Origin of the sequence: Nocardia sp. CWNU-33, assembly GCF_046764895.1 — a bacterium.
GTDB lineage: Bacteria > Actinomycetota > Actinomycetes > Mycobacteriales > Mycobacteriaceae > Nocardia.
In genome coordinates, this window is sequence record NZ_JBKOQN010000009.1 from 16,985 (window position 1) to 36,327 (window position 19,343).

Genomic DNA, 19,343 nt, shown 5'->3' on the forward strand with positions numbered 1-19,343 from the left:
GTATCGGTGGGATCAAAGGCGGGCGGCCAGGCGGGTGCCCTGGTCGATGGCGCGCTTGGCGTCCAGTTCGGCGGCCAGTTCGGCGCCGCCGATCAGGTGCAGGTTGATGCCTGCCGCGCGCAGCGGGTCCTCCAGTTCGCGCACCGATTCCTGGCCCGCGCAAATGATGACATTGTCGACCGGGATCAGTTGCGGGCGTTGGCGTTTCTCGCCGAAGCTGATGTGCAGGCCGTTGTCATCGATGCGCTCATAGTTCACGCCGCCGACGTGCTCGACACCCTTGGCCTTCAGCGCAGCGCGGTGCACCCAGCCGGAGGTCTTGCCGAGGTCCTTGCCGAACGGGGTCGACTTGCGTTGCAGCAGTACGACTTCGCGAGCCGCGGGCGCGGGCTTGGGGGTGGTCAGCTGGCCGCGGGCCTGCTCGTCCTCGGAGTCGACACCCCACTCTTCCTTCCACTCGTCGAGCTTCAGGGTGGGATGGCCTTCGACGGTGAGGAATTCGCTCACGTCGTAGCCGATGCCGCCCGCGCCGATGACCGCGACACGCTTGCCGACGGGGCGTTCCTCGCGCACCAGCTCGGCGTAGGACAGCACCATCGGATGGTCGACGCCCGGGATGTTCGGAATGCGCGGGCGCACACCGGTGGCCAGTACCACCTCGTCGTAGCGGGCGGTGATGAGCTCCTCGGCGCTGACCCGCTTGTTCAGGTGGACGGTCACACCGGTGACCTCGAGCATCCTGGTGTAGTAGCGGATCGACTCGTTGAACTCTTCCTTGCCCGGGATGCGGCGCGCGATGTCGAATTGGCCGCCGATCTTGTCGTCGGCCTCGAAAAGGTCTACCCGGTGGCCGCGTTCGGCGAGGCTGACCGCGGCCGAGAGCCCGGCCGGCCCCGCGCCGACGACCGCGACGCGCTTGGTGCGCCGGGTCGGTAGCAGTTTCAGCTCGGTTTCGTGGCCCGCCCGCGGGTTGAGCAGGCAGGACACGGTCTTGTGCTGGAAGGCGTGATCCAGGCAGGCCTGGTTGCAGGCGATGCAGGTGTTGATCTCGTCGACCCGGTTGCCCTTGGCTTTGTTCACCCACTCGGGGTCGGTGAGGAAGGGCCGGGCGAGCGAAACCAGTTGGGCGTCACCACGAGTGAGGATTTCCTCCGCGATCTCGGGCATATTGATCCGGTTGGACGCGCAGACCGGAATGTGCACCTGCTCGGTGATCTTCGCGGTGAACTCGACGAAGGCCGCGCGGGGCACAGAGGTGACGATGGTCGGCACGCGCGCCTCGTGCCAGCCGATATCGGTGTTCAGGATATTCGCGCCCGCGGCTTCGAGTTCCTTTGCCAGGGCGACGATCTCGTCGAAGGTCTGCCCCTTCTCGACCAGGTCGGCCATGGACAGCCGGAACACGATGATGAAGTTCGGGCCGACCGCGGCGCGGGTGCGGCGCACGATCTCCACCGCGATCCTGCGGCGGTTCTCCGGCGAGCCACCCCATTTGTCGGTGCGCCTATTGGTGCGCGGCGCAAGGAACTGATTGATGAAATATCCTTCACCGCCCATGATTTCGCAGCCGTCGTAGCCGGCGAACTGGGCCAGCTTCGCACAGCGGGTGTAGTCATCGATGGTCTGCTCGACACCCTTGGCCGAGAGCTTGCGCGGCCGGAACGGGTTGATCGGGGCCTTGATCGAGGACGCTGACACGCTGCCGGGCAGGTAGGAGTAGCGGCCCGCGTGCAGGATCTGGATGGCGATCTTGCCGCCCTCTCGGTGCACGGCCTTGGTGATCGTCCGGTGCCGATAGGCCTCGGATTTGTTGGTGAGCTTCGCACCGAAGGGCAGCAGCCAGCCGGTACGATTCGGGGCGTAGCCGCCGGTGATGATCAGACCGACACCGCCACGGGCGCGTTCGGCGAAGTACGCGGCCAGTTTGTTGGTGTCCCAGGCGCGATCCTCCAGGCCGGTGTGCATCGACCCCATGATCACGCGGTTGCGCAAGGTGGTGAAGCCGAGGTCGAGTGGCTCGAACAGGTGGGGGAAGGAACTCATCTGCGAGTCTCACCTTTCTCCGGGTTCCGGGTGCGGGGCTGTCGCACGCGGTTGCAGGGCTTGCAGAACTTCGTCGCACCATTCGACGAACCCCGCCTCGACGCGGATGCCCGCGCGCAGGACGAGGTACTGGTGCAGTGGCGTACCGGAGAGTTGATCCGGTGCGGGGAAGTCTCGTTTCTCGATGAGTCCGAACAGCTCGAGTCGCTGGTTGTGCTGGTCGCGGTGCCTGGCGACCTCGTCGCAGAGCGCACCGATGTCACCGTGCGCGGCGGCGCGGACCTTCACGCCGAGTTCGTTGCGCGGCATGCTGGTGTCGCTCGGCTCGGCGATCCATCTGGCCAATTCGACGCGACCGGCCTCGCTGACCGAGTAGACCTTCTTGTCGGGCCTACCCTCCTGGGTCACCGATTCGCCGGTCAGCCAACCGGATTCCTCCATGCGCTTGAGCACCCGGTAGATCTGCTGGTGGGTGGCGCTCCAGAAGAAGCCGATCGACTTGTCGAACCGGCGCGCCAGCTCATATCCGGAGCCGGCCCGCTCGGTCAGCGATACCAGCAGGGCATGCTCGAGGGCCATGCGGCCAGAATAATCGTTACACGCGGTACTATGCAACTGGGTGCATAGCGTGACGGCTGGGTGGTGGGCAGGTCTATCGATGTGACTCCCGGGGGCGACCCACTGATGTGGGCTGCTATCGCGAATCGTGCTGGGGCGGTCCAGGTGTCGGGCGTTGCTCGAGTTGGGCGATGATCGCGGCCCCCATCCAGCGGGTCAGATATCGCCGCAGATCCTCGTCGCTGCGAGGTGGATTGCCCGGTGAAACGAAGAACGACTGCATCGTTCGCAGGACGTATTCCACGAGCTCGTGTAGCGCTGTGTCGTCGTACCCGTAGCGCTCCCAATCGACGTCGAAACGCCTGATCATGAGCATTCCGAAGGTTTGCGCCTCTTCGGAAGTGAGGCTCTCGGGGTGGACGTTCGAATACGTGCTCGAGAGCAGGATGCCGAGATGGGGTGTCCGGTGCACCTCGGTCAGTGTGTAAACCACACCCTCGGTCATCGCTGCGACCGGGTCTTCGATACCGCTGACCTGCTGCGCCAGCCGATCGAGAAAGCCGTCGACCGACGCGATCGCCGCGGCCCTCATCAGGGCATCGGCACTGGGGAAGTATCGGTACACCGTCTGACGGATGACGCCGAGTGACTCCGCGACGTCGGCAATGCTGATCTCCGAACCCGTTCGTCCGATCAGATCGACAGCAGCGGCGACAATTCGACGAGACGCGTCTTCATCGTTGTCCGGTGGACTCCCGCCCCATCCGCGCCTTCCTGCCACTGCTCGCTTCCTCGGTTCGAACTGTGTGTCCGTCGCGTGTGAAATCGACCGCGTGGGAACCCCATCGACGGTCCCGATCGGGGGCTCGACGGTACCACGGGGCCGTCCCATCGTCGTTCTCCCAGTACGGGCCTGCGCCGATAATTGTGATCATACACAGAAGCGATTCTGTGTATGATCACCTCACTATGGCATGGCTTCGGCGAATCCGAGCGGGCCATCAGGTCAGACCAGTTCCGAAATTCGAGGTATAGCCAAGTGACCGATCTGCAAGTCCGAAAGATGCGGTTCGCCTTCGCGGACTACGACGTGCCCTTCGTCTGGAACGAAGAGAATCCGGCCTTCTCGTCCATGGCCAATGCGGTGTCCTTCCTGGCCATCGGCTTCGAGAAGATGATCGTCAACATGATTCGCGAGGCCATGCCGCGGATAACCGATCGCGCGATTGCGGAGGAAGCCGACGCGTTTGTGCGTCAGGAGGGGCAGCACTCGACCGCCCATCGCCAGCATGCGAATGCACTGATCAGGCGATTTCCGGGTCTTCAGGAAACGCTCAACGACGTCATCGCGGAATTCGACCGCCTCACCGTGAACACCTCCCTCGAGTACCGGCTTGCCTATACCGCCGACCTGGAGGCAACGTTCACCCCGGTGTTCAAACTCATGCTCGACAACGATTCGTCCCTCTTCCAGCCCGGAGACGACCGGGTCGCGTCGCTGTTCATCTGGCACTTCGTCGAGGAAGTCGAACATCGAAGTTCCGCGCTCATCATTTTCGATTCCATGGTCGGAAGCGACACCTACCGGATGCGTATGGCCCCGTCGATATTCCGGCATGTGATGAAGGTGATCAGGTTGGCGTGCGACGGCTTCAACAAGCATGTCCCGCTGGAGGATCGGAAGATCGACGCACTGTCGATGTTCGCGACGCACCGGCACAAGCACAAGCTGCGCAAGTGGCTACGGCTGCCCGGGGAGGACAACGGTCCGATGCTGCGCGCCTTCGACGAGCTACCACTCGGTGAGCAACTCGTCGCGTTGGTCGGTGTCATTCGCAGTCAGTTACCGAAGCACAACCCGGACCACGAGAAGCTGCCCGCACTCGCCGATGTGTGGTTCGAGCGCTACGACGCCGGATACGACGTCTCGCACTGGTACACCGCGGGTACGGTCGCATCGCGCCAGGCGGACTGATGACCGATCATTGCGCACCCACCTTCGAACAGCTCGCGAAGGCGCTCGGCTTCACCTGTGCGGAGGCCGGTGGACTTGTCGAGTTGCGAAACCCTGTGGGGTTGGAGAACTGGACCTTACCGGTCCTCGAGTTCACTGTCGTGCTCGGCGCGGTGCTCGCGCTGATATACGCGATCGTGCGCTTGCGTCGGCATGGTGATCCGACCAACCTGGTGGTCTGGTTCGGTGCGACCGCATACCTGTTCATTATCGAACCGCCGCTGTATTTTCCCGCGGCCTTCGGCATCGACGCACACGTCGACACGATGTTCGCGCACAATGTCTTCACCGTGGAGTTCCTCTGGGGCCGACTCCCGCTGTATATCGTCGCGATCTACCCATTGATGGCCACACTGGCCTTTGAAATAGTCAGAATGCTGGGGGTTTTCCGCCAGTACGGAGTACTCGTCGGTGCCGTCTGTGTGGGCTTCGTCCACCACGCCTTCTATGAAATCTTCGACCACCTCGGACCGCAACTGCGGTGGTGGGAGTGGTCGACCGAGAACCCGCTCAATCAACCGATGTTCGATTCGGTACCGCTGCCGAGCGTGGTTGTGTTCGCGGCTTTGTGGCCGATGTCGCTTGCGTTCTGTGTCCAGTTGTTCGTCGGTCGTCACGTCGACCAGGGCCGCACTTTCTCTGGACTGCAGTTGGTCTGGCGGACCGTTGTCATCGGCCTACTGGGATCTTTGGGTACAGCCGTGTTGCCCATCCCTGCAACTGTTTTCGGCACGGGGAATACCACACTGCGGGGATTCCTCTATGCGGCCGAACTGGTCATCGTCACCATTGTCGCTGTCCCGATTCTCGCCCGCCAGTGGCTCCGGCTACGGCGAGACCAGGGGAATACTCCGTGCTACACTAACAGCTTTGTCCGGATCTACAGCCTGGTGTATCTGTGCGTGATGGCGTTGCTCTGGGCTACCGCGTTGCCCGACTTCTTCGACGCCGTCGACGGTTCGACAAGCGAGGCAGACCCGGTCGGGAATCTCTGGTACACACTGTCATGCTTCATCGTCGCGATACTCTGCGCAGTGGCTATATTCACGGTGCCGCACAGAAAAGTCGACGAGACCGACATGCGTTTCGTCAGCGTAGATGCGGTGACTCACACGTCATAGCCGACCAGTCCTCGCCTACGGCGGCAACACATGGTGAACAGCCGGTGCACTGCGGGCGGAATGGGTGTGCATCGGGCGTGCTGATCTCGATGCCCGCCCAACCGGTCGTCGGCACGTCCCGCGCGGCTGCGACGGCAAGGGTGATCGCGAGCCGGGACGGTCGTCTCGAGCGTTGTCCCGACGCGGCGGCGGATCCGCATTAGGCTGCGCGACATGACCGAGGTGGACGCGCGGGCGACTGTCGGGCAGGCGGCCGGGCGCGGGCAAGTGGTGGCGTGGGGATTATGGGACTGGGGGTCTTCGGCCTTCAACGCGGTGATCCTCACCTTCGTCTTCTCGGTGTATCTCACCGACAAGGTGGGTGACGATCTGCCCGGCGGGATCTCGGCGAGCGCGTGGCTGGGCTGGGCGCTCGGCATTGCGGGCCTGATCGTGGCGGTGACCGCGCCGATCAGCGGGCAGCGCTTCGATGCGACCGCGAAACGTAAACGCTCCCTTGCGGTTCTGACGGCGCTGACGATCCTGGCGATGGCGTTGATGTTCTTCGTGCACGACGACTACCACGATCTGTGGATCGGACTGGTACTGCTCGGGTTCGGCTCGGCCTTCTTCGAGCTGGCGAATGTTCCGTACAACGCCATGCTGCGCCAGGTGTCCACGCCGGCGACCGTCGGCAGGGTCTCCGGATTCGGCTGGGCAATGGGCTATTTCGGCGGCATCCTGCTCCTGCTGATCTGCTACTTCGGTTTCATCTCCGGTGACGGCGACAGCCGCGGTTTGCTCGGCGTGCCCACCGATGACGGACTGAACATCCGGCTGGTCGCGATGCTGGCCGCGGTGTGGTTCGCCGCCTTCTCCCTTCCGGTGCTCTTCGCCGTGCCGGAACTACCGCGCACCAGCGCCGATCCCGGCGCGGCCAAGGCGGGCTTCTTCGGGTCCTACCGGGTGCTGTGGCGTGACCTGCGCGAGCTGTGGTCTGTCGACCGTGGCACCGTCGGCTTCCTGGTGGCCAGTGCGATTTTCCGGGACGGCCTCGCCGGTGTCTTCACCTTCGGCGCGGTGCTCGCCGTCCGCGTCTACGGCATCGCCGACTCCGATGTGCTCCTGTTCGGCATCGCCGCGAATGTCGTCGCGGCCCTCGGTGCAATCGTCGCGGGTCGATTCGACGACCGCGTCGGCCCGAAGATCGTCATCGTCATCTCCCTCGGCGCGATGCTCCTGTGCGGACTGGCGCTGGTCATCGTCTCCGGCCCGCTGATGTTCTGGATCTTCGGCCTCCTGCTCACCGTCTTCGTCGGCCCGGCACAGGCTTCCGCCCGCTCCTTCCTGACCCGGCTTGCCCCGCCCGGCCGCGAGGGCCAGATGTTCGGCCTCTACACCACTACAGGTCGCGCCGTTTCCTTCCTCGCCCCAAGCCTTTTCGGCCTCTTCGTCTGGCTCTTCGATGCCGACCGCGCCGGCATCGCCGGTCTGCTGGTCGTGCTCGCTGTCGGCTTGGCCGCGCTACTGATGGTGCCGGGACCGCGACCAGCCCGAGCGAACACCTAGGGCGTGTCTCCCCAACATTCAGTTCGCCGCCAGGAGCTAGCCGTTCGATCAGCCGGGATCGGACCGGATGGCCGCGTTCGGCGCCTCGGCGAACAGGCGGGCACAGCCACAAATGGCTTCAGTCCTGCGTCGGCCGCCAAGCACCCATGCCGAGGGCGATGAGGCGGACCTGCTGGACGGTGCGGTCGACGATGAACCGCTGGTCGCGTGGGGTCGCGGCGACATAGGCGGCGATGCCGTCGGTGACCGTGGCGACCAGGAGGTCGGCGGCGATTTCGAGGTCGTCGGGCGGCCAGGAATCCAGTGCGCGGATGCGGGAGAGGTCGGCGACCAGTTCGCGGACGATCAGTTGCAACTCCATGGCGATGGCCCGGCGCAGCGCTGCCGAGCCGCCGTGGCGCTCACGAGTGAGGAAGCCGAAGATCTCGCGTTTGGCCGCGACGTGTTCGAAGACGAACCGCACCGTGTCCGACAGGCTGGCGTCGGGGGTGCGCCGCACCTCGCGCAGTGCGAGGCGCAGTGCTTTGACGCCCTCGTCGACCAGTGCGGCGCCGAGATCCTCCAGTGCGGAGAAGTGGCGGTAGAACGCGGTCGGCACGATCCCCGCCGAGCGGGCGATCTCACGCAGGCTGAGCGCGGCGAACCCGCGTTCGGCGGTCAGGGCGAGAGTGCCGTCCAGTAGTGCCTGGCGCGTTCGCTCCTTGCGTTCGCCTCGGGTTGCTGCCTGCTCGCTCATCACGGTGAGCATACATCCGTTCACCATTCGCCCTACCGAGAGATGTAGTTCGGGTCACACGTTTTGCCGGTTGACATTGGACCCCGGTCATCAGTCACACTAGTTGAGTGTACAGACGTGCACTGAAATTTGGTCGCACGTCCCGAGCCCTGAAGCAGGGCCCCGGCTCCCGACAAGCAACGCACGGAGAACCGAATGGTGGATCTCATCAACCTGGTGCAGACCCTGACCACGCCGCACCCCCTCGATCGGTACTTGGAACTCATTCGCCCGACGCTGACAACGCGGGTGATGCGGGCCGAGATCATCCACGTGCGCCGCTCGGTGCTGGGGTCGGTGACGCTGACCCTGCGCCCGACCAGACAGTGGACCGGTCACGCACCCGGGCAGTACGTCCAGATCGGCGTGGTGATCGACGGTGTCAGGCACACCCGCTGCTACTCGCCGGTGAATGTGGCCTCGCGCCGTGACCGGCACATCCAGCTCACCGTCAAGGCGCACCCGGACGGCCTGGTTTCGCAGTACCTCTACAACCGGGCGCTGCCGGGAATGGTGGTCGACCTCACGCCTGCCGCGGGCGTATTCCAGCTGCCCGAGCCGCGCCCGGAGCGGATATTGCTGATCAGCGGCGGCAGCGGTATCACGCCGGTGCTCTCGATGCTGCGCACCCTCGCCGACGAGGGTTATCCCGGTGAGGTGGCATTCCTGCACTACGCGAAATCGCCCGAGGTACAGCCGCATCGCCCGGAACTGGCGGAGATCGAGCGGGCGAACCAGAACTTCCGCATCGAATCGCGTTATACCAGTTACGGTTCGGGCTACTTCGATTACGACGAGCTGGAGCGGGTCGCGCCGTGGTTCGCCGACGCGCAGACCTTTGTGTGCGGCCCGCCCGGACTGATGGACGCGGTGCGCAAGATCTTCGAGGCGGAGCAGCTGGCCGACCGGCTGCATGCCGAGGAGTTCACCCTGTCGGCCGCTCCCGTGGCGGTGGGCGAGGCTTTCGGCACGGTGAGCTTCGCGGCGAGCGGGGTCAGCGCGCAGAACAACGGCGCGGTGCTACTCGAGCAGGCCGAAGCGGCCGGTCTGACACCGGAATACGGCTGCCGGATGGGTATCTGCTTCTCCTGCACCGCGGTTCGGCGCACCGGGTGCACGCGCAACGTGCGCACCGGCGACACCAACAGCGACCCCGACCAGCCCATCCAGCTGTGCATCAGCGCGCCCGTCGGCGACGTCGAGATCGACATCTGAGCAATTGATTTTCACTACAAGGGGAGTTGAGCAATGACTATTTTGACCGAAACGAAAGACGGCCCGCTGGTACTGACTCCGGACCAGGTCGAGGAGCTCGGCAGGCAGCTCGACGAGCTGCGCGCCAAGGTCGTTGCCGACCTCGGCGATCGCGACCGCGAGTACATCTACTCGATCATCAAGGCGCAGCGCGGTTTCGAGGTCGCGGGCCGTGGCCTGATGTATCTGGGCTTCCTGCCGCCGTTCTGGCTGGCCGCGGTCGCCGCGCTGAGCGTGTCGAAGATCCTGGACAATATGGAGATCGGCCACAACGTCATGCACGGCCAGTACGACTGGATGCGTGAGCCAGATCTGAACTCCCGCGAGTTCGAGTGGGACAACGTCTGCCCCGGCGATCAGTGGCGGCACTCGCACAACTACATGCACCACACCTACACCAACATTCACAATAAGGACCGCGACATCGGCTACGGCATCCTGCGCGTGGACGAGGGACAGCAGTGGAATCCCTTGCGACTGGGCAATCCGCTGTACGCCTTCGGCCTGATGGTCCTTTTCGAGTGGGGCGTGATGGGCCATGACCTCGAGATCGAGAACATCGTGCGCGGCAAGCGGAAGTGGGCGGATGTCAAAAAGCTGTTGAGCGGCCAGTGGCGCAAAGCGAGCAGGCAGGTGCTCAAGGACTACGTGGTCTTCCCGGCACTGTCGGGTCCGCTGTTCCTCAGCACGCTTGTCGGGAACGTCAGCGCGAATCTGGTTCGCAACGTCTGGTCTTTTTCCATCATCTTCTGTGGCCACTTCCCGACCGGCGTACAAACGTTCACCGAGGAGGAGACGGAGTTCGAGACGCGCGGTGAGTGGTACGTCCGGCAGATGCTCGGCTCGGCCAACATCACCGGCGGTCGGCTGTTCCACATCATGTCCGGCAATCTGTCGCATCAGATCGAACACCATCTCTTCCCGGACCTGCCCGCGAACCGGTATCCGGAGCTGGCTCCGGAGGTGCGGGCGCTGTGTGAGAAGTACGGCCTTCCGTACAACACCGGCTCGTTCAGCAAGCAGATCGGATCGGTGTGGGGAAAACTTTTCAAGCTCGCACTGCCGCCGTTCTTGGTCCGGAAGGAGAGCGCGCCCGGTGTTATCGTGATGCGTCAACAGCAGCCAACTGAAGTGGGCGTGTGAATGATCGGGAAATTCGAAAGCAACAAGGATTTGATCCAGGAATTAACGACTTCCGGTGCACGGCATGTCGGTAATATTGCGTCGATCATCACCGGCACCGTGCAGGAAGTCACTCGGGAGATCGGTGAGTGGATCACCGATGCCATCGAGATGAACGAAGCCGCGGCGGCGGCGCGGCGCGATGCCGAGTCGCCGCACCAGGACGAGTTCGCCGAAGATCTGCTGGATGAAGGCCCCGGCGTTTCCTACGACGCGGATGTGAAGCCCGCCGCGTTCGTCGAGGCCGAGGTGGTCGAGCCGGGGGCCGAAGACCTCCGGTGATCACCACACCGGCAGTCGACGCCGGTGTTCGTTCACATCGGTGATCAGATCCTTGTAGCCGTCGGCAAGCTCGGCCAACCGGCACCACTGCAGGTGGGCTTCCCCGTCCACTTGCAGTGGGTGTGGGTCGACGGGTGCTGTGATTCCTAAAGCCTGTTGTGCCGCAATCCATTTCGCGGCCATTCGATCGATGACAGCGCCGAGGGTCTCGGTGTGTAATGAGGCGCCTGTGCGGTGCTGGACATTGTCCGCCACCCAATGGTCGATGCGACCGACCAGCTCCGCGCGGTGCTTGTCGATGTCCTCGACCAGCTCTGTACACGCCGCGACCCGTCCGCTGGATGCACCGGGGGCGTGCGCCGCCTGCTGGGCTCGGTGCCTGCGTTCATGGCATTCGACCAGTTCGCGCGCCGCAGCCAGGACCCGGTGTTGTCGGCGATTCGAGTTGTCGGGCTCGCGGAATGCGCGCAGCAGCGCTGACGGTGGTGGCAGCTCTCCGGTTCCGATACGGCTTGCTACGTATTCGGTAGGCATGATGCATACCCCTGCGGTAACGATTGCGATATCTGGATACGCCAGGGCCGAGGGGGATTTCGGGGAGGGGCACCCCTCGGCTCCGGCGCAGACCCGCGCTCGGAGCGCCACCCCCACAGTCCACCAGCACGGCAAAGAAACCGGGAAATCCGCGACGTTGCGATGAGGAAGACGGCCCGAGAAATCGGGACTCTTTCAGGAAAGCTCGATAGTCGGATCTGCGCAACCGTATGGTGTAAAAAGAGAGAACCTGCCTGGAAATTGTTATGGTCCGTTACGGATCGGTCACATAAAGGTGGCATCGATGTCGTGGCGAAATCCGTGAGCGCATGGGCAGCAACCTGTTCCGGCGCGGGAGCTGCGCAGCGCCCTTCCATCGGCTAGCCTCGATGTTCGTGCCTGCCTACGTGTCCTCGCCCGAGTTGACATTCGGCTTCATGTTCGCCCTGGAAGACCCTGAGCGAATTGCGGAGGTCGTGCGCAACCTCATCGTCCGCAAGACCGTGTCGGTGTTTCGACTCGCGCGACTGTCCGACGACGATGGCCCGCCCGAACGATATGTCGTGAACTGGGCTGTCATCCCACAGATTTCGATCACCACCAGCGCTCCCGAGCCGGACGAGATGGCGGCCAACCGCACCATGCTGGTGAACGCCTTCCTCAGCGAGGACGGTGAAGTGAGCCTGTATTCGGCGACCGGTCGAGCGCCGAGCTGACCTGCACCGACCTGCATATTTGAAACATCCTCCCTTCAAAGGTCGCTCTCAGCAAATGATCAGTGATCTATCAGAGCGGCTCGGCAAGGTGGTTGTCGCCGGGAACCCCAGAAGGGCGCCCGGCGATGTGAACCCAACAAGGAGGTTGTTTCATGATTCCGGTCATCATCGACACTGGTAGTGCCGCCCTGTCCGGCCTGTTCAACACGGGTAGTGCAGCTTTTGAGGGCATTTTCAACACTTTGTTTACGGGTTCCTTCGGCGGATAAGGTTTTCCGCGAACGTTGCCATCCCGCCCCGGGCATGTTGTACCCGGGGCGGGATTTCGTTTGCTACATCGATGCTCGACCGATGGGTAGCGGTGCGTCCAGCCGTCCGGACTGTGCGAGCGCATACAGCCCGCTCGCCGCGGCCGCGCCGATCGCGATCAGCCCGGCCCACGCAAGCGAACTCATGCCTGCGCCGCGCGCCGCGTCCAGGATCGTCCCGGTGCCGAGATTGCCGAGCAGAATGCCTATACCGACGATGGTGTTGTAGCCGCCGTAGTGGGTGGCGACCAGGCGATCACCGCACAGCGCGACCACCGTGTCCATCTCGAACGGGAATACCGCTGCCGCACCCACACCCAGCACCGCAGCAGTGACCAGCAGTGCGCCGACGGCAGTCCAGGTTCCGAGTCCGTCGCCCGGCACCAGCAGCAGCGGGACGAAAGCGGCCGCCAGCACCGCCACGCCGAAGACCAGGCTGTGTGGACGACCCCACCGTCGGATGAACCAGCGGGTAATACGCAGCTGGCCGGCGATCGCGATCACTCCGGACACCACAAACACCGCCGTCATCACCACAGACGCCGAATCCGCACCGACGATGCGGGCGGCCTGCATCGGCAGGGCGAGATAGACCTGGAACGACAGCACATAGCAGCCGATCATCGCCAGCGCGAAGAGCAGGAACGGACGATTGGCCAGCACCACCCGCCAGTCGTCGAGCACCGACGCGGTTTTGGGTTCGGCCCGATGCTGCGGCAACGCGCGCAGCTGGGCAAGGGTGAGCAACCCGAAAACCACGGCCGCGCCCGTCGCGGTCGCCCGGAAATCGAAGGCCATCAACGCCAGGCCGACGATCGGGCCGAACAGAATGCCTGCCTGGTAGAAAATGTTGAATACCGCGAACGCCTCGACCCTGCGCTCGGCCGAATCCACCGCGAGGTAGGCCCGTACTGCGGGGTTGAACAGTGCGCCCGCGAAACCGGTTGCCGCCGAGGCGATCAGCAGCGCGGGCAGCGAATCGGCGACGGCGAGCACCGCGAAACCACCGGTGCGCAGCAGACACCCGGCCACGATGAGCGGCTTGTAGCCGAGCCGATCGGCCAAGGTGCCGCCCACCAGGAACATGCCCTGCTGGGAGAAGTTCCTGATGCCGAGCACCAGTCCGATTGCCCAGGCGGCCAGGCCGAGCGGACCGGCCATATATCCGGCGAGATATGGCATCAGCATGTAGAAGCCGGTGTTGATGGCGAACTGGTTGATCATCAGCATCCGGCTCGGCCGGTTGAAGGATCTGTAGGTGGCGTAAACGTTGGTCACCGGGTGACCTCCGGTGCTGCCTCGCCGACCGGCGATGGTGCTGCCGCTGCGCTGTGCGACCGTGCGGCCGGATCGGCGCGCCTGTTCGGCTGCGGTGCCGTCGGATTGCCACGTCCTTCGCGATTGCGGGGATCGACGACAGTGGTGCACCGGGTCCACGAGTCGACAACGGCCGCCGCCGGATGGGCGATGGTCGCCGGTTCGCTCGGCGCGGCGATGCCGAGCAGCCCGTTCGCGCGGCAGTACTCGTCGTTGTACACGGTGTCGAAGTAGCGCAACGGACCATCCGGGAAGACCGCGGCGATGCGCACGTCCCGGTCGCTGGTGCGGGCCAGCCAGCCTGCGACGAGCGCGACAGCGCCCACGCTCCAGCCGCCGCTCGCGTGATGCGTCGCGGCCAGCGTGCGGCACGCCCACACGGCCTCGGCCGGTGCGACCCAATGGATTTCGTCGAACGCCGGATAGTCGACATTGTCGGGATGAATACTGGAGCCGAGCCCGCGCATCAGCCGCTGGCCCGCAGGCTGCCCGAATATGGTGGACGCGACGGTGTCGACGCCGATCAGCCGTAGGTGTGGGAAGTATCGGCGCAGCACCCGGGCGATGCCCGCGGAATGGCCGCCGGTGCCCACCGAGCACACCAGCGCATCGACCCGGCCCAGCTGCGCGACCAATTCCATGGCAAGTGGCGCGTAGGCATCCCGGTTGTCGGGGTTGCGGTATTGGTCGGGGCACCAGGCCCGCGGGTCCTCGGCGAGTAACGCGGCCACCCGGTCACGCCGTGCCTGTTGCCAGCCTCCGGTCGGATGCGGTTCGGTGACCATCTCCACTTCGGCGCCGTAGGCGGCCAGCATGTGCCGCATCAGCGGTTCGAGGCCGGGATCGGTGACGAGGCGGACCGGATGCCGGTACTCCATGCCTGCCAGCGCCAGGCCCAAACCGAGTGTGCCGCTGGTGGATTCGATGATCGGTGCGCCCGGCGTCAGCTCGCCGCGGGCGGTCGCGCGCGCCACCATGTGTAGGGCGGTGCGGTCCTTCATGCCGCCGGGGTTGGCGCCCTCCAACTTGGCCCAGAACCCGCGGCCGTCCGGTGCGTGTGCCGAATCGGTTGCGGGAGAGAGTGGTTCAGTGATCCAGAGGACGGGGGTATTGCCGACCATCGTGGCGGGGCGTTGGCAGCGATTCGCCGTCGTCAACAGGCTTGCCGGACTCGGCAGCGCGGCCGTGTCGGTCGGGAGAGCGGGCTCTAGCAGGTCGTGCGTGCGCACAGCCAGGTGCTGCATGGGAATCGTCGATTCTGTTCGGTCGCTGGTGGACAGCGAGCGGGTGTGAGTGCGGGAAACGCACGAACACCGGCCGGGCCCCGGCAAGCTCCGGCCTGACGCTGGCCGATCAGATTCTGGCGATGCCGATTCGAAGGAGGATGTCTCTGCCTCGACAGGCAGGCAGCAGGGATGGCGGTGCGCGGAGCCCGCCGCCGAGGGCGGCGGGCAACGGCAACGCGAATATCAGTGTTGCGGCGAGGACCAGCAGGCCGAGCATCGACGCCGCGCCGCGGGGCAGCGTGACGGCTATGACATCGTTGGAAAGATGCTGGTCCGGCGCGGCCGCGTGCTGATGACGATCGATCTGGAACTGGACCGGCGCAGGCGAGGCCACCGACGGATCGACCGATTCGATATGCGCGTGATCGGTGCTCGTCTGCGGGAAGAGGTGACATTCCGGCAGCGCCAGCGTCAGCGCCCAGAGGGTGAACGCGAAAGCGATCACCACCCGGGTTCCCGGGAAACGCACCGCGCTGAACGTCACGTTTCCCGATAGTACAAGCCGCGCCGCGGATGTCACGGGCTGATGTGTCGGTCTCAGCGGGTCGGGCGCACCGCGCAGGCGATTCCGTCCTCCGCGCCGTCGAGCTTGTCCAGCGTGATCGAGTAGTCCTTGTCGGTACGCCGCAGCGGTGGCTTCCCGATGGCCCACGCTTCGGTGCAGTCCTTGAACGGACGCTGTGGGGTGCTGGTGACGGTCGACGTCGCGGTCGGTCGGGACGAGGTCGAGCTGCGGCGCTTCTTGCTCTTGCCACAGCCGCTCATCGACAACACCAGCACGGCGACGAGCAACGCGCCGATTACGAGCACGAAAGGACGAGACTTACGCATTGGATTACCCCCGTGGCAATACGATTGGACAAACGCCGCCCAGTGTTTCGCGCCGTGGCGTCATGGTGCAACACGACGTTGCCACGGGCGGGGACTGTGGGGTGCGTGCACCCGGGTGGGGATTCGTTGGCGTGTCGGTATCCGAACGTAGCTTCGGAGCCTCTCCAGTACGGGACAATCAGGACATTCCGCAACCCGATCCGTTGCGTGTGTCGAAGCACCCGAAGGAGCGTCGATCATGGAACCCGAAAATCCTGTCGATCTGGGTAAGTCCGTCGAACCGGTACGTATCAGAGGAGATCTCGACCCAGCGCTGTCGCGCTGGATGTGGTTGGTCAAATGGATCCTGGCCATCCCGCATTACATCGTGCTGTTTTTCCTGCATATCGCATGGGCCGTTGTCACCCTGATCGCCTTCTTCGTGATCCTGTTCACCGGCAAGTATCCCCGTGGGCTGTTCGACTTCGGTGTCGGCGTGCTCCGCTGGAGCTGGCGGGTGGGGTTCTACGCTTGGTCACCGCTCGGCACCGACAAATATCCGCCGTTCAGCCTCCAGCCGAGCGCGGACTATGCGGCCGATATCGAGGTGGATTATCCGGAGCGACTGCATCGCGGTCTCGTTCTGGTGAAATGGTGGTTGCTTGCCATCCCACACTTCCTGGTGGTCTCGGCATTCGTCGGTGGCGGATACCTGGCCTTCGGTGACGACTATGGCGTCTCCTGGGTCCCCCTGCTGCCGATTATCACGCTGATCGCGGTGGTGGCGCTGTTGTTCACCGCGGTCTATCCGAAGGGTCTGTTCGATTTTGCGATGGGAGTCAACAGGTGGGTGCTGCGGGTGCAGGTGTACACCTCGCTGCTGCGTGACGAATATCCGCCTTTCCGGCTCGACCAAGGTGCGCGGGAACCCGAAAACAACTGAACAGCACGGCAATAGAGCCGGGCATCGAGCGACTACCAGGTGGCGGATTCGTAGATCCGCCGGACCACGTCCTCGATGTCCGGCTCTTCGATGGAGAGGTCACGTACCACGGCACGATCCGACACCTCCGCGAGAAGTTGTGCAGCCGTGGTTCTTTCGGCATCGAAGGCCAACCGCTGGCGAATCCCGTCGCCTTCGCTGGTCAGGAGCTCGGCGCCGGGCAGATTATCGAGATCACCGGTCGGCTCGGCCAGGTCGACGGCGAGCACGCGTCGGGCGCCGACCCGGACCGCCAGTCCGTTCACCGATCCGTCGTAGACCAGGCTGCCGCGATCGACGACGAGAACCCGATCGCATAGTCGCTCGATATCGCCCATGTCGTGGGTGGTGAGCAGCAGCGTAGTGCCGCGGTCGGCCCGCTCGGCGCGGAGGAACTCGCGTAGCCGTTGCTTGGAGAGCACATCGAGTCCGATGGTCGGCTCGTCGAGGATCACCAGCTCGGGTGAGTGCAGCAGCGCCGCAGCGACCTCGGCCCGCATCCGCTGCCCGAGCGACAGCTGTCGCACCGGAGTGTCGAGTGTTTCGGCCATCTCGAGCTGTTCGACCAGTTCGTGCGTGCGTTTGTGCGCGACGTCGGGCTCCAGCCGATGAATGGCGGCCAGGATCGAAAATGATTCGCGCAGTGGCAGATCCCACCAGAGCTGTGAACGCTGCCCGAACACCACCCCGATACGGGCGGCCAGATCGCGCCGCTGCCGGACGGGTTCCAGGCCGCAGGTGTGTACGGTGCCCGCGGTGGGGACCAGGATGCCGGTCAGCATCTTGATGGTGGTCGATTTGCCCGCCCCGTTCGCCCCGATATAGCCGACCGCGGCGCCGCGGTCGATACGGAAGGTCATCCTGTCGACGGCAGTGAGTATTTCGCGGCGTCTTCGCCAGCGGTGCCCATTTTTGCGATACAGGATGAATTCGCGTGTCAGGCCCCTGATATCGATGATTGCTTCCGGTAATTCACTGTCCGCCATGCTTATCCGCCGCCTCCCTGATAGTGCCGAGTACCGATTCGCCACAAGCCGAGCGCGAGCAGCCATACCCATATCGCCGCTAGTGGGGTCAGCCAAGCCAGCCAGGCCGGCAGCAGCGGCGGTCCAGGCAGGTCGAGCAGTGCGATGGTGGGTAGATAGGCCGTGAACGAAACCGGGATGGCGAATCCGAACAACAGCTTCAGCGGGGTCGGAAACACCGACGCGGGTTGCATGGCGGCGAACGACCCACCATAGGTGAAACTGTTGGTCAGTTCGGATCCGTCGATCAGGAAGAACTGTGCGCCGGCGGCGCACACGAACAGGCCGCCGAATACGGCGATACCACTGGTCAGCGTAGTCGCCAGGAGTGCCAATGTGTCAGGGCCCCAGCAGATATCGTTACGAATCAGGCCGAGGCCGAGCACGACGATCGCGACCGAGGCGCGGGCGAGGCGGCGCAGCGAGATATCACTGGTGATGAGCTGCAGCAGCAACGGCTGCGGACGTAGGTAGTAGGCGTCGATCGTGCCCATCCGAATGAGGACCGGCAGCGAATCCAGGTGGCCGAACAAGACCTGAGCCAGCGCGAAACTCGTATTGCTCAGCCCGAACAAGAGCAGCGCGCCGTCCAGGTCGAGGCCGCCGAGCACCCGGACATTGTGGAAGATGACCCACACCTCGGCAAACTCCACCAGCCCGATCAGGAAGGCGCTGAATACCTCACTGGCAAAGGACAATCGGTATGTTTGCTGAGCGCGGATCCGGGACGCGAGCACGGCCGCATACGGTGTGCACCAGGTGCCGGCGGGTGCGGGCACGAACGGCGGCTCAGCCACCTTGCACCTCCAGCCTGCGGCGCCCTGCCGCGAGCAACACCCGGCCCATCGCGCCGATCAGGAGCACCCAGAACACCTGTGTGGCAACGACCGTCACCGCCTCGATGCCGGTGACCCGGCCCGACAGGATGTCGATCGGGGACTGCAGGATCGACGGAAACGGGGTGACATGCGCCATCGTGCGCAGCCAGCCCGGGAACATGTGCACCGGCACGAACAACCCGGCCAGAAACGTGCCGCAAATCTGGTACAGCACTCGCAGGCCGCGTGTTTCCACTACCCAGAATCCGATCAGCCCGACCGCGAACAGGCATAGGAAAGACAACGCCACGGCAAGCAGCACGCTGAGCAATCCGAGCAGGTAGGGAGCCGGCGTGTTCGGCATGGTCAGTCCGAAGGTGAGCACGCCGACGAGCACGCTGGGCACGCCGCGCGGCAGGATGGTGGCCGCCGCCCGGCCGAGATCGGCAGCCAGATAACTGAATTGGACATCGACCGGTCGCAAGAAGTCGATCGCAATATCGCCACTCTTGACCCGGTCGACGAGTTCCAATGGCGGACCCATGAATTGGGTTGCGCCCAGCAGCCCCTGAGACAGCCAGACATAGGCGCCGATCGTGCCCTCGTCGTAACCGCCGAAGCCGTCCGAGGCGCGGACCGCGGCCATCATCACCGCGGCCCGGACGAATCCGAACACGCAGTTCGTGAAGAGCCCGGCGAACATCGCGAGTTTGTACTGTGACTGCCGCCGGAAACCTGCTCTAGCGAGGCGTACATACACCATAATCGCC

At 64.4% G+C, this 19,343-nt stretch carries 20 protein-coding genes; 8 read left to right on the plus strand and 12 right to left on the minus strand.

The features are described from left to right. Positions 1-12: 12 nt before the first annotated feature. The 3 genes from ACLMAL_RS14180 to ACLMAL_RS14190 all read right to left on the minus strand — a co-directional run bounded on the left by ACLMAL_RS14180 (position 13) and on the right by ACLMAL_RS14190 (position 3,382). Positions 13-2,043, minus strand: coding sequence for an FAD-dependent oxidoreductase (locus tag ACLMAL_RS14180; protein WP_411999502.1), 2,031 nt, complete (start codon positions 2,041-2,043; stop codon positions 13-15). Between the two features lie 9 nt (positions 2,044-2,052). Next, positions 2,053-2,622, minus strand: a complete 570-nt coding sequence (locus ACLMAL_RS14185; protein WP_328410273.1) for a PadR family transcriptional regulator — start codon at positions 2,620-2,622, stop codon at positions 2,053-2,055. Between the two features lie 115 nt (positions 2,623-2,737). Beyond that, entirely contained in the window at positions 2,738-3,382 is a 645-nt protein-coding gene (locus tag ACLMAL_RS14190) for a TetR/AcrR family transcriptional regulator (RefSeq protein WP_411999503.1), read from the minus strand. Between the two features lie 258 nt (positions 3,383-3,640). On the opposite strand from ACLMAL_RS14190, the gene ACLMAL_RS14195 reads away from it, so the two are divergent. The 3 genes from ACLMAL_RS14195 to ACLMAL_RS14205 all read left to right on the plus strand — a co-directional run bounded on the left by ACLMAL_RS14195 (position 3,641) and on the right by ACLMAL_RS14205 (position 7,284). Beyond that, positions 3,641-4,576 carry a metal-dependent hydrolase gene (locus tag ACLMAL_RS14195; protein WP_328410277.1) on the plus strand — a complete coding sequence of 312 codons (936 nt, stop codon included), beginning with the start codon at positions 3,641-3,643 and terminating at the stop codon, positions 4,574-4,576. After that, complete coding sequence (locus tag ACLMAL_RS14200) at positions 4,576-5,736, plus strand: hypothetical protein (RefSeq protein ID WP_411999504.1); 1,161 nt, start codon at positions 4,576-4,578, stop codon at positions 5,734-5,736. Before ACLMAL_RS14195 ends, ACLMAL_RS14200 begins: the two co-directional genes overlap by 1 nt. 213 nt (positions 5,737-5,949) lie before the next feature. After that, a complete protein-coding gene (locus ACLMAL_RS14205) occupies positions 5,950-7,284 on the plus strand; it encodes an MFS transporter (RefSeq protein ID WP_411999505.1) in 1,335 nt (444 codons plus the stop codon). A 118-nt stretch (positions 7,285-7,402) separates the two neighbouring features. Here the strand turns inward: ACLMAL_RS14205 and ACLMAL_RS14210 are convergent, their stop codons facing one another. After that, positions 7,403-8,020 carry a TetR family transcriptional regulator gene (locus tag ACLMAL_RS14210; protein WP_411999506.1) on the minus strand — a complete coding sequence of 206 codons (618 nt, stop codon included), beginning with the start codon at positions 8,018-8,020 and terminating at the stop codon, positions 7,403-7,405. A 195-nt stretch (positions 8,021-8,215) separates the two neighbouring features. Here ACLMAL_RS14210 and ACLMAL_RS14215 point away from each other — a divergent pair, with 195 nt between their 5' ends. The 3 genes from ACLMAL_RS14215 to ACLMAL_RS14225 are packed head-to-tail and all read left to right on the plus strand — an operon-like array spanning position 8,216 to position 10,777. Next, positions 8,216-9,274 (plus strand): ferredoxin reductase, encoded by a 1,059-nt coding sequence (locus tag ACLMAL_RS14215; RefSeq protein WP_411999507.1) that lies wholly within the window; start codon positions 8,216-8,218, stop codon positions 9,272-9,274. A 33-nt stretch (positions 9,275-9,307) separates the two neighbouring features. Continuing rightward, positions 9,308-10,456, plus strand: coding sequence for a fatty acid desaturase family protein (locus tag ACLMAL_RS14220; protein ID WP_411999508.1), 1,149 nt, complete (start codon positions 9,308-9,310; stop codon positions 10,454-10,456). Then, a complete protein-coding gene (locus ACLMAL_RS14225) occupies positions 10,457-10,777 on the plus strand; it encodes a hypothetical protein (protein ID WP_411999509.1) in 321 nt (106 codons plus the stop codon). On the opposite strand, the gene ACLMAL_RS14230 is transcribed toward ACLMAL_RS14225, so the two are convergent. Further along, positions 10,778-11,311, minus strand: a complete 534-nt coding sequence (locus ACLMAL_RS14230) for a DUF4254 domain-containing protein (RefSeq protein ID WP_411999510.1) — start codon at positions 11,309-11,311, stop codon at positions 10,778-10,780. Between the two features lie 389 nt (positions 11,312-11,700). Between ACLMAL_RS14230 and ACLMAL_RS14235 the strand changes: the two genes are divergently transcribed. Further along, positions 11,701-12,027 carry a hypothetical protein gene (locus ACLMAL_RS14235; RefSeq protein WP_411999511.1) on the plus strand — a complete coding sequence of 109 codons (327 nt, stop codon included), beginning with the start codon at positions 11,701-11,703 and terminating at the stop codon, positions 12,025-12,027. Positions 12,028-12,359: 332 nt separating this feature from the next. Here ACLMAL_RS14235 and ACLMAL_RS14240 read toward each other — a convergent pair whose 3' ends face one another. The 4 genes from ACLMAL_RS14240 to ACLMAL_RS14255 all read right to left on the minus strand — a co-directional run bounded on the left by ACLMAL_RS14240 (position 12,360) and on the right by ACLMAL_RS14255 (position 15,769). Beyond that, entirely contained in the window at positions 12,360-13,565 is a 1,206-nt protein-coding gene (locus ACLMAL_RS14240) for an MFS transporter (RefSeq protein WP_411999702.1), read from the minus strand. Between the two features lie 44 nt (positions 13,566-13,609). After that, positions 13,610-14,773, minus strand: a complete 1,164-nt coding sequence (locus ACLMAL_RS14245; protein ID WP_411999703.1) for a PLP-dependent cysteine synthase family protein — start codon at positions 14,771-14,773, stop codon at positions 13,610-13,612. 232 nt (positions 14,774-15,005) lie between these two features. Next, on the minus strand, positions 15,006-15,422 hold the full coding sequence (locus ACLMAL_RS14250; RefSeq protein ID WP_411999512.1) for a hypothetical protein: 417 nt from the start codon (positions 15,420-15,422) through the stop codon (positions 15,006-15,008). A gap of 53 nt (positions 15,423-15,475) precedes the next feature. Continuing rightward, entirely contained in the window at positions 15,476-15,769 is a 294-nt protein-coding gene (locus ACLMAL_RS14255; RefSeq protein ID WP_411999513.1) for an excalibur calcium-binding domain-containing protein, read from the minus strand. Between the two features lie 238 nt (positions 15,770-16,007). Here ACLMAL_RS14255 and ACLMAL_RS14260 point away from each other — a divergent pair, with 238 nt between their 5' ends. Next, positions 16,008-16,691 (plus strand): DUF4389 domain-containing protein, encoded by a 684-nt coding sequence (locus ACLMAL_RS14260; protein ID WP_411999514.1) that lies wholly within the window; start codon positions 16,008-16,010, stop codon positions 16,689-16,691. A 32-nt stretch (positions 16,692-16,723) separates the two neighbouring features. Here ACLMAL_RS14260 and ACLMAL_RS14265 read toward each other — a convergent pair whose 3' ends face one another. From ACLMAL_RS14265 to ACLMAL_RS14275, 3 genes are read right to left on the minus strand one after another with little or no spacing between them, the layout of a single operon-like run. Further along, positions 16,724-17,716 carry an ATP-binding cassette domain-containing protein gene (locus ACLMAL_RS14265; RefSeq protein ID WP_411999515.1) on the minus strand — a complete coding sequence of 331 codons (993 nt, stop codon included), beginning with the start codon at positions 17,714-17,716 and terminating at the stop codon, positions 16,724-16,726. A 2-nt stretch (positions 17,717-17,718) separates the two neighbouring features. After that, entirely contained in the window at positions 17,719-18,552 is an 834-nt protein-coding gene (locus ACLMAL_RS14270; RefSeq protein ID WP_411999516.1) for an ABC transporter permease, read from the minus strand. After that, on the minus strand, positions 18,545-19,276 hold the full coding sequence (locus tag ACLMAL_RS14275) for an ABC transporter permease (protein ID WP_411999517.1): 732 nt from the start codon (positions 19,274-19,276) through the stop codon (positions 18,545-18,547). Before ACLMAL_RS14275 ends, ACLMAL_RS14270 begins: the two co-directional genes overlap by 8 nt. Positions 19,277-19,343 lie beyond the last annotated feature (67 nt).

Excerpts from the sequence above, each read along its gene's own strand:
- ACLMAL_RS14180 (WP_411999502.1), bottom strand. The coding sequence starts at position 2,043 with ATGAGTTCCTTCCCCCACCTGTTCGAGCCACTCGACCTCGGCTTCACC.
- ACLMAL_RS14185 (WP_328410273.1), bottom strand. The coding sequence starts at position 2,622 with ATGGCCCTCGAGCATGCCCTGCTGGTATCGCTGACCGAGCGGGCCGGC.
- ACLMAL_RS14200 (WP_411999504.1), top strand. The coding sequence starts at position 4,576 with ATGACCGATCATTGCGCACCCACCTTCGAACAGCTCGCGAAGGCGCTC.
- ACLMAL_RS14205 (WP_411999505.1), top strand. The coding sequence starts at position 5,950 with ATGACCGAGGTGGACGCGCGGGCGACTGTCGGGCAGGCGGCCGGGCGC.
- ACLMAL_RS14210 (WP_411999506.1), bottom strand. The coding sequence starts at position 8,020 with ATGAGCGAGCAGGCAGCAACCCGAGGCGAACGCAAGGAGCGAACGCGC.
- ACLMAL_RS14215 (WP_411999507.1), top strand. The coding sequence starts at position 8,216 with ATGGTGGATCTCATCAACCTGGTGCAGACCCTGACCACGCCGCACCCC.
- ACLMAL_RS14220 (WP_411999508.1), top strand. The coding sequence starts at position 9,308 with ATGACTATTTTGACCGAAACGAAAGACGGCCCGCTGGTACTGACTCCG.
- ACLMAL_RS14225 (WP_411999509.1), top strand. The coding sequence starts at position 10,457 with ATGATCGGGAAATTCGAAAGCAACAAGGATTTGATCCAGGAATTAACG.
- ACLMAL_RS14230 (WP_411999510.1), bottom strand. The coding sequence starts at position 11,311 with ATGCCTACCGAATACGTAGCAAGCCGTATCGGAACCGGAGAGCTGCCA.
- ACLMAL_RS14235 (WP_411999511.1), top strand. The coding sequence starts at position 11,701 with ATGTTCGTGCCTGCCTACGTGTCCTCGCCCGAGTTGACATTCGGCTTC.
- ACLMAL_RS14240 (WP_411999702.1), bottom strand. The coding sequence starts at position 13,565 with ATGCTGATGATCAACCAGTTCGCCATCAACACCGGCTTCTACATGCTG.
- ACLMAL_RS14245 (WP_411999703.1), bottom strand. The coding sequence starts at position 14,773 with ATGGTCGGCAATACCCCCGTCCTCTGGATCACTGAACCACTCTCTCCC.
- ACLMAL_RS14255 (WP_411999513.1), bottom strand. The coding sequence starts at position 15,769 with ATGCGTAAGTCTCGTCCTTTCGTGCTCGTAATCGGCGCGTTGCTCGTC.
- ACLMAL_RS14260 (WP_411999514.1), top strand. The coding sequence starts at position 16,008 with ATGGAACCCGAAAATCCTGTCGATCTGGGTAAGTCCGTCGAACCGGTA.
- ACLMAL_RS14265 (WP_411999515.1), bottom strand. The coding sequence starts at position 17,716 with ATGGCGGACAGTGAATTACCGGAAGCAATCATCGATATCAGGGGCCTG.
- ACLMAL_RS14275 (WP_411999517.1), bottom strand. The coding sequence starts at position 19,276 with ATGTTCGCCGGGCTCTTCACGAACTGCGTGTTCGGATTCGTCCGGGCC.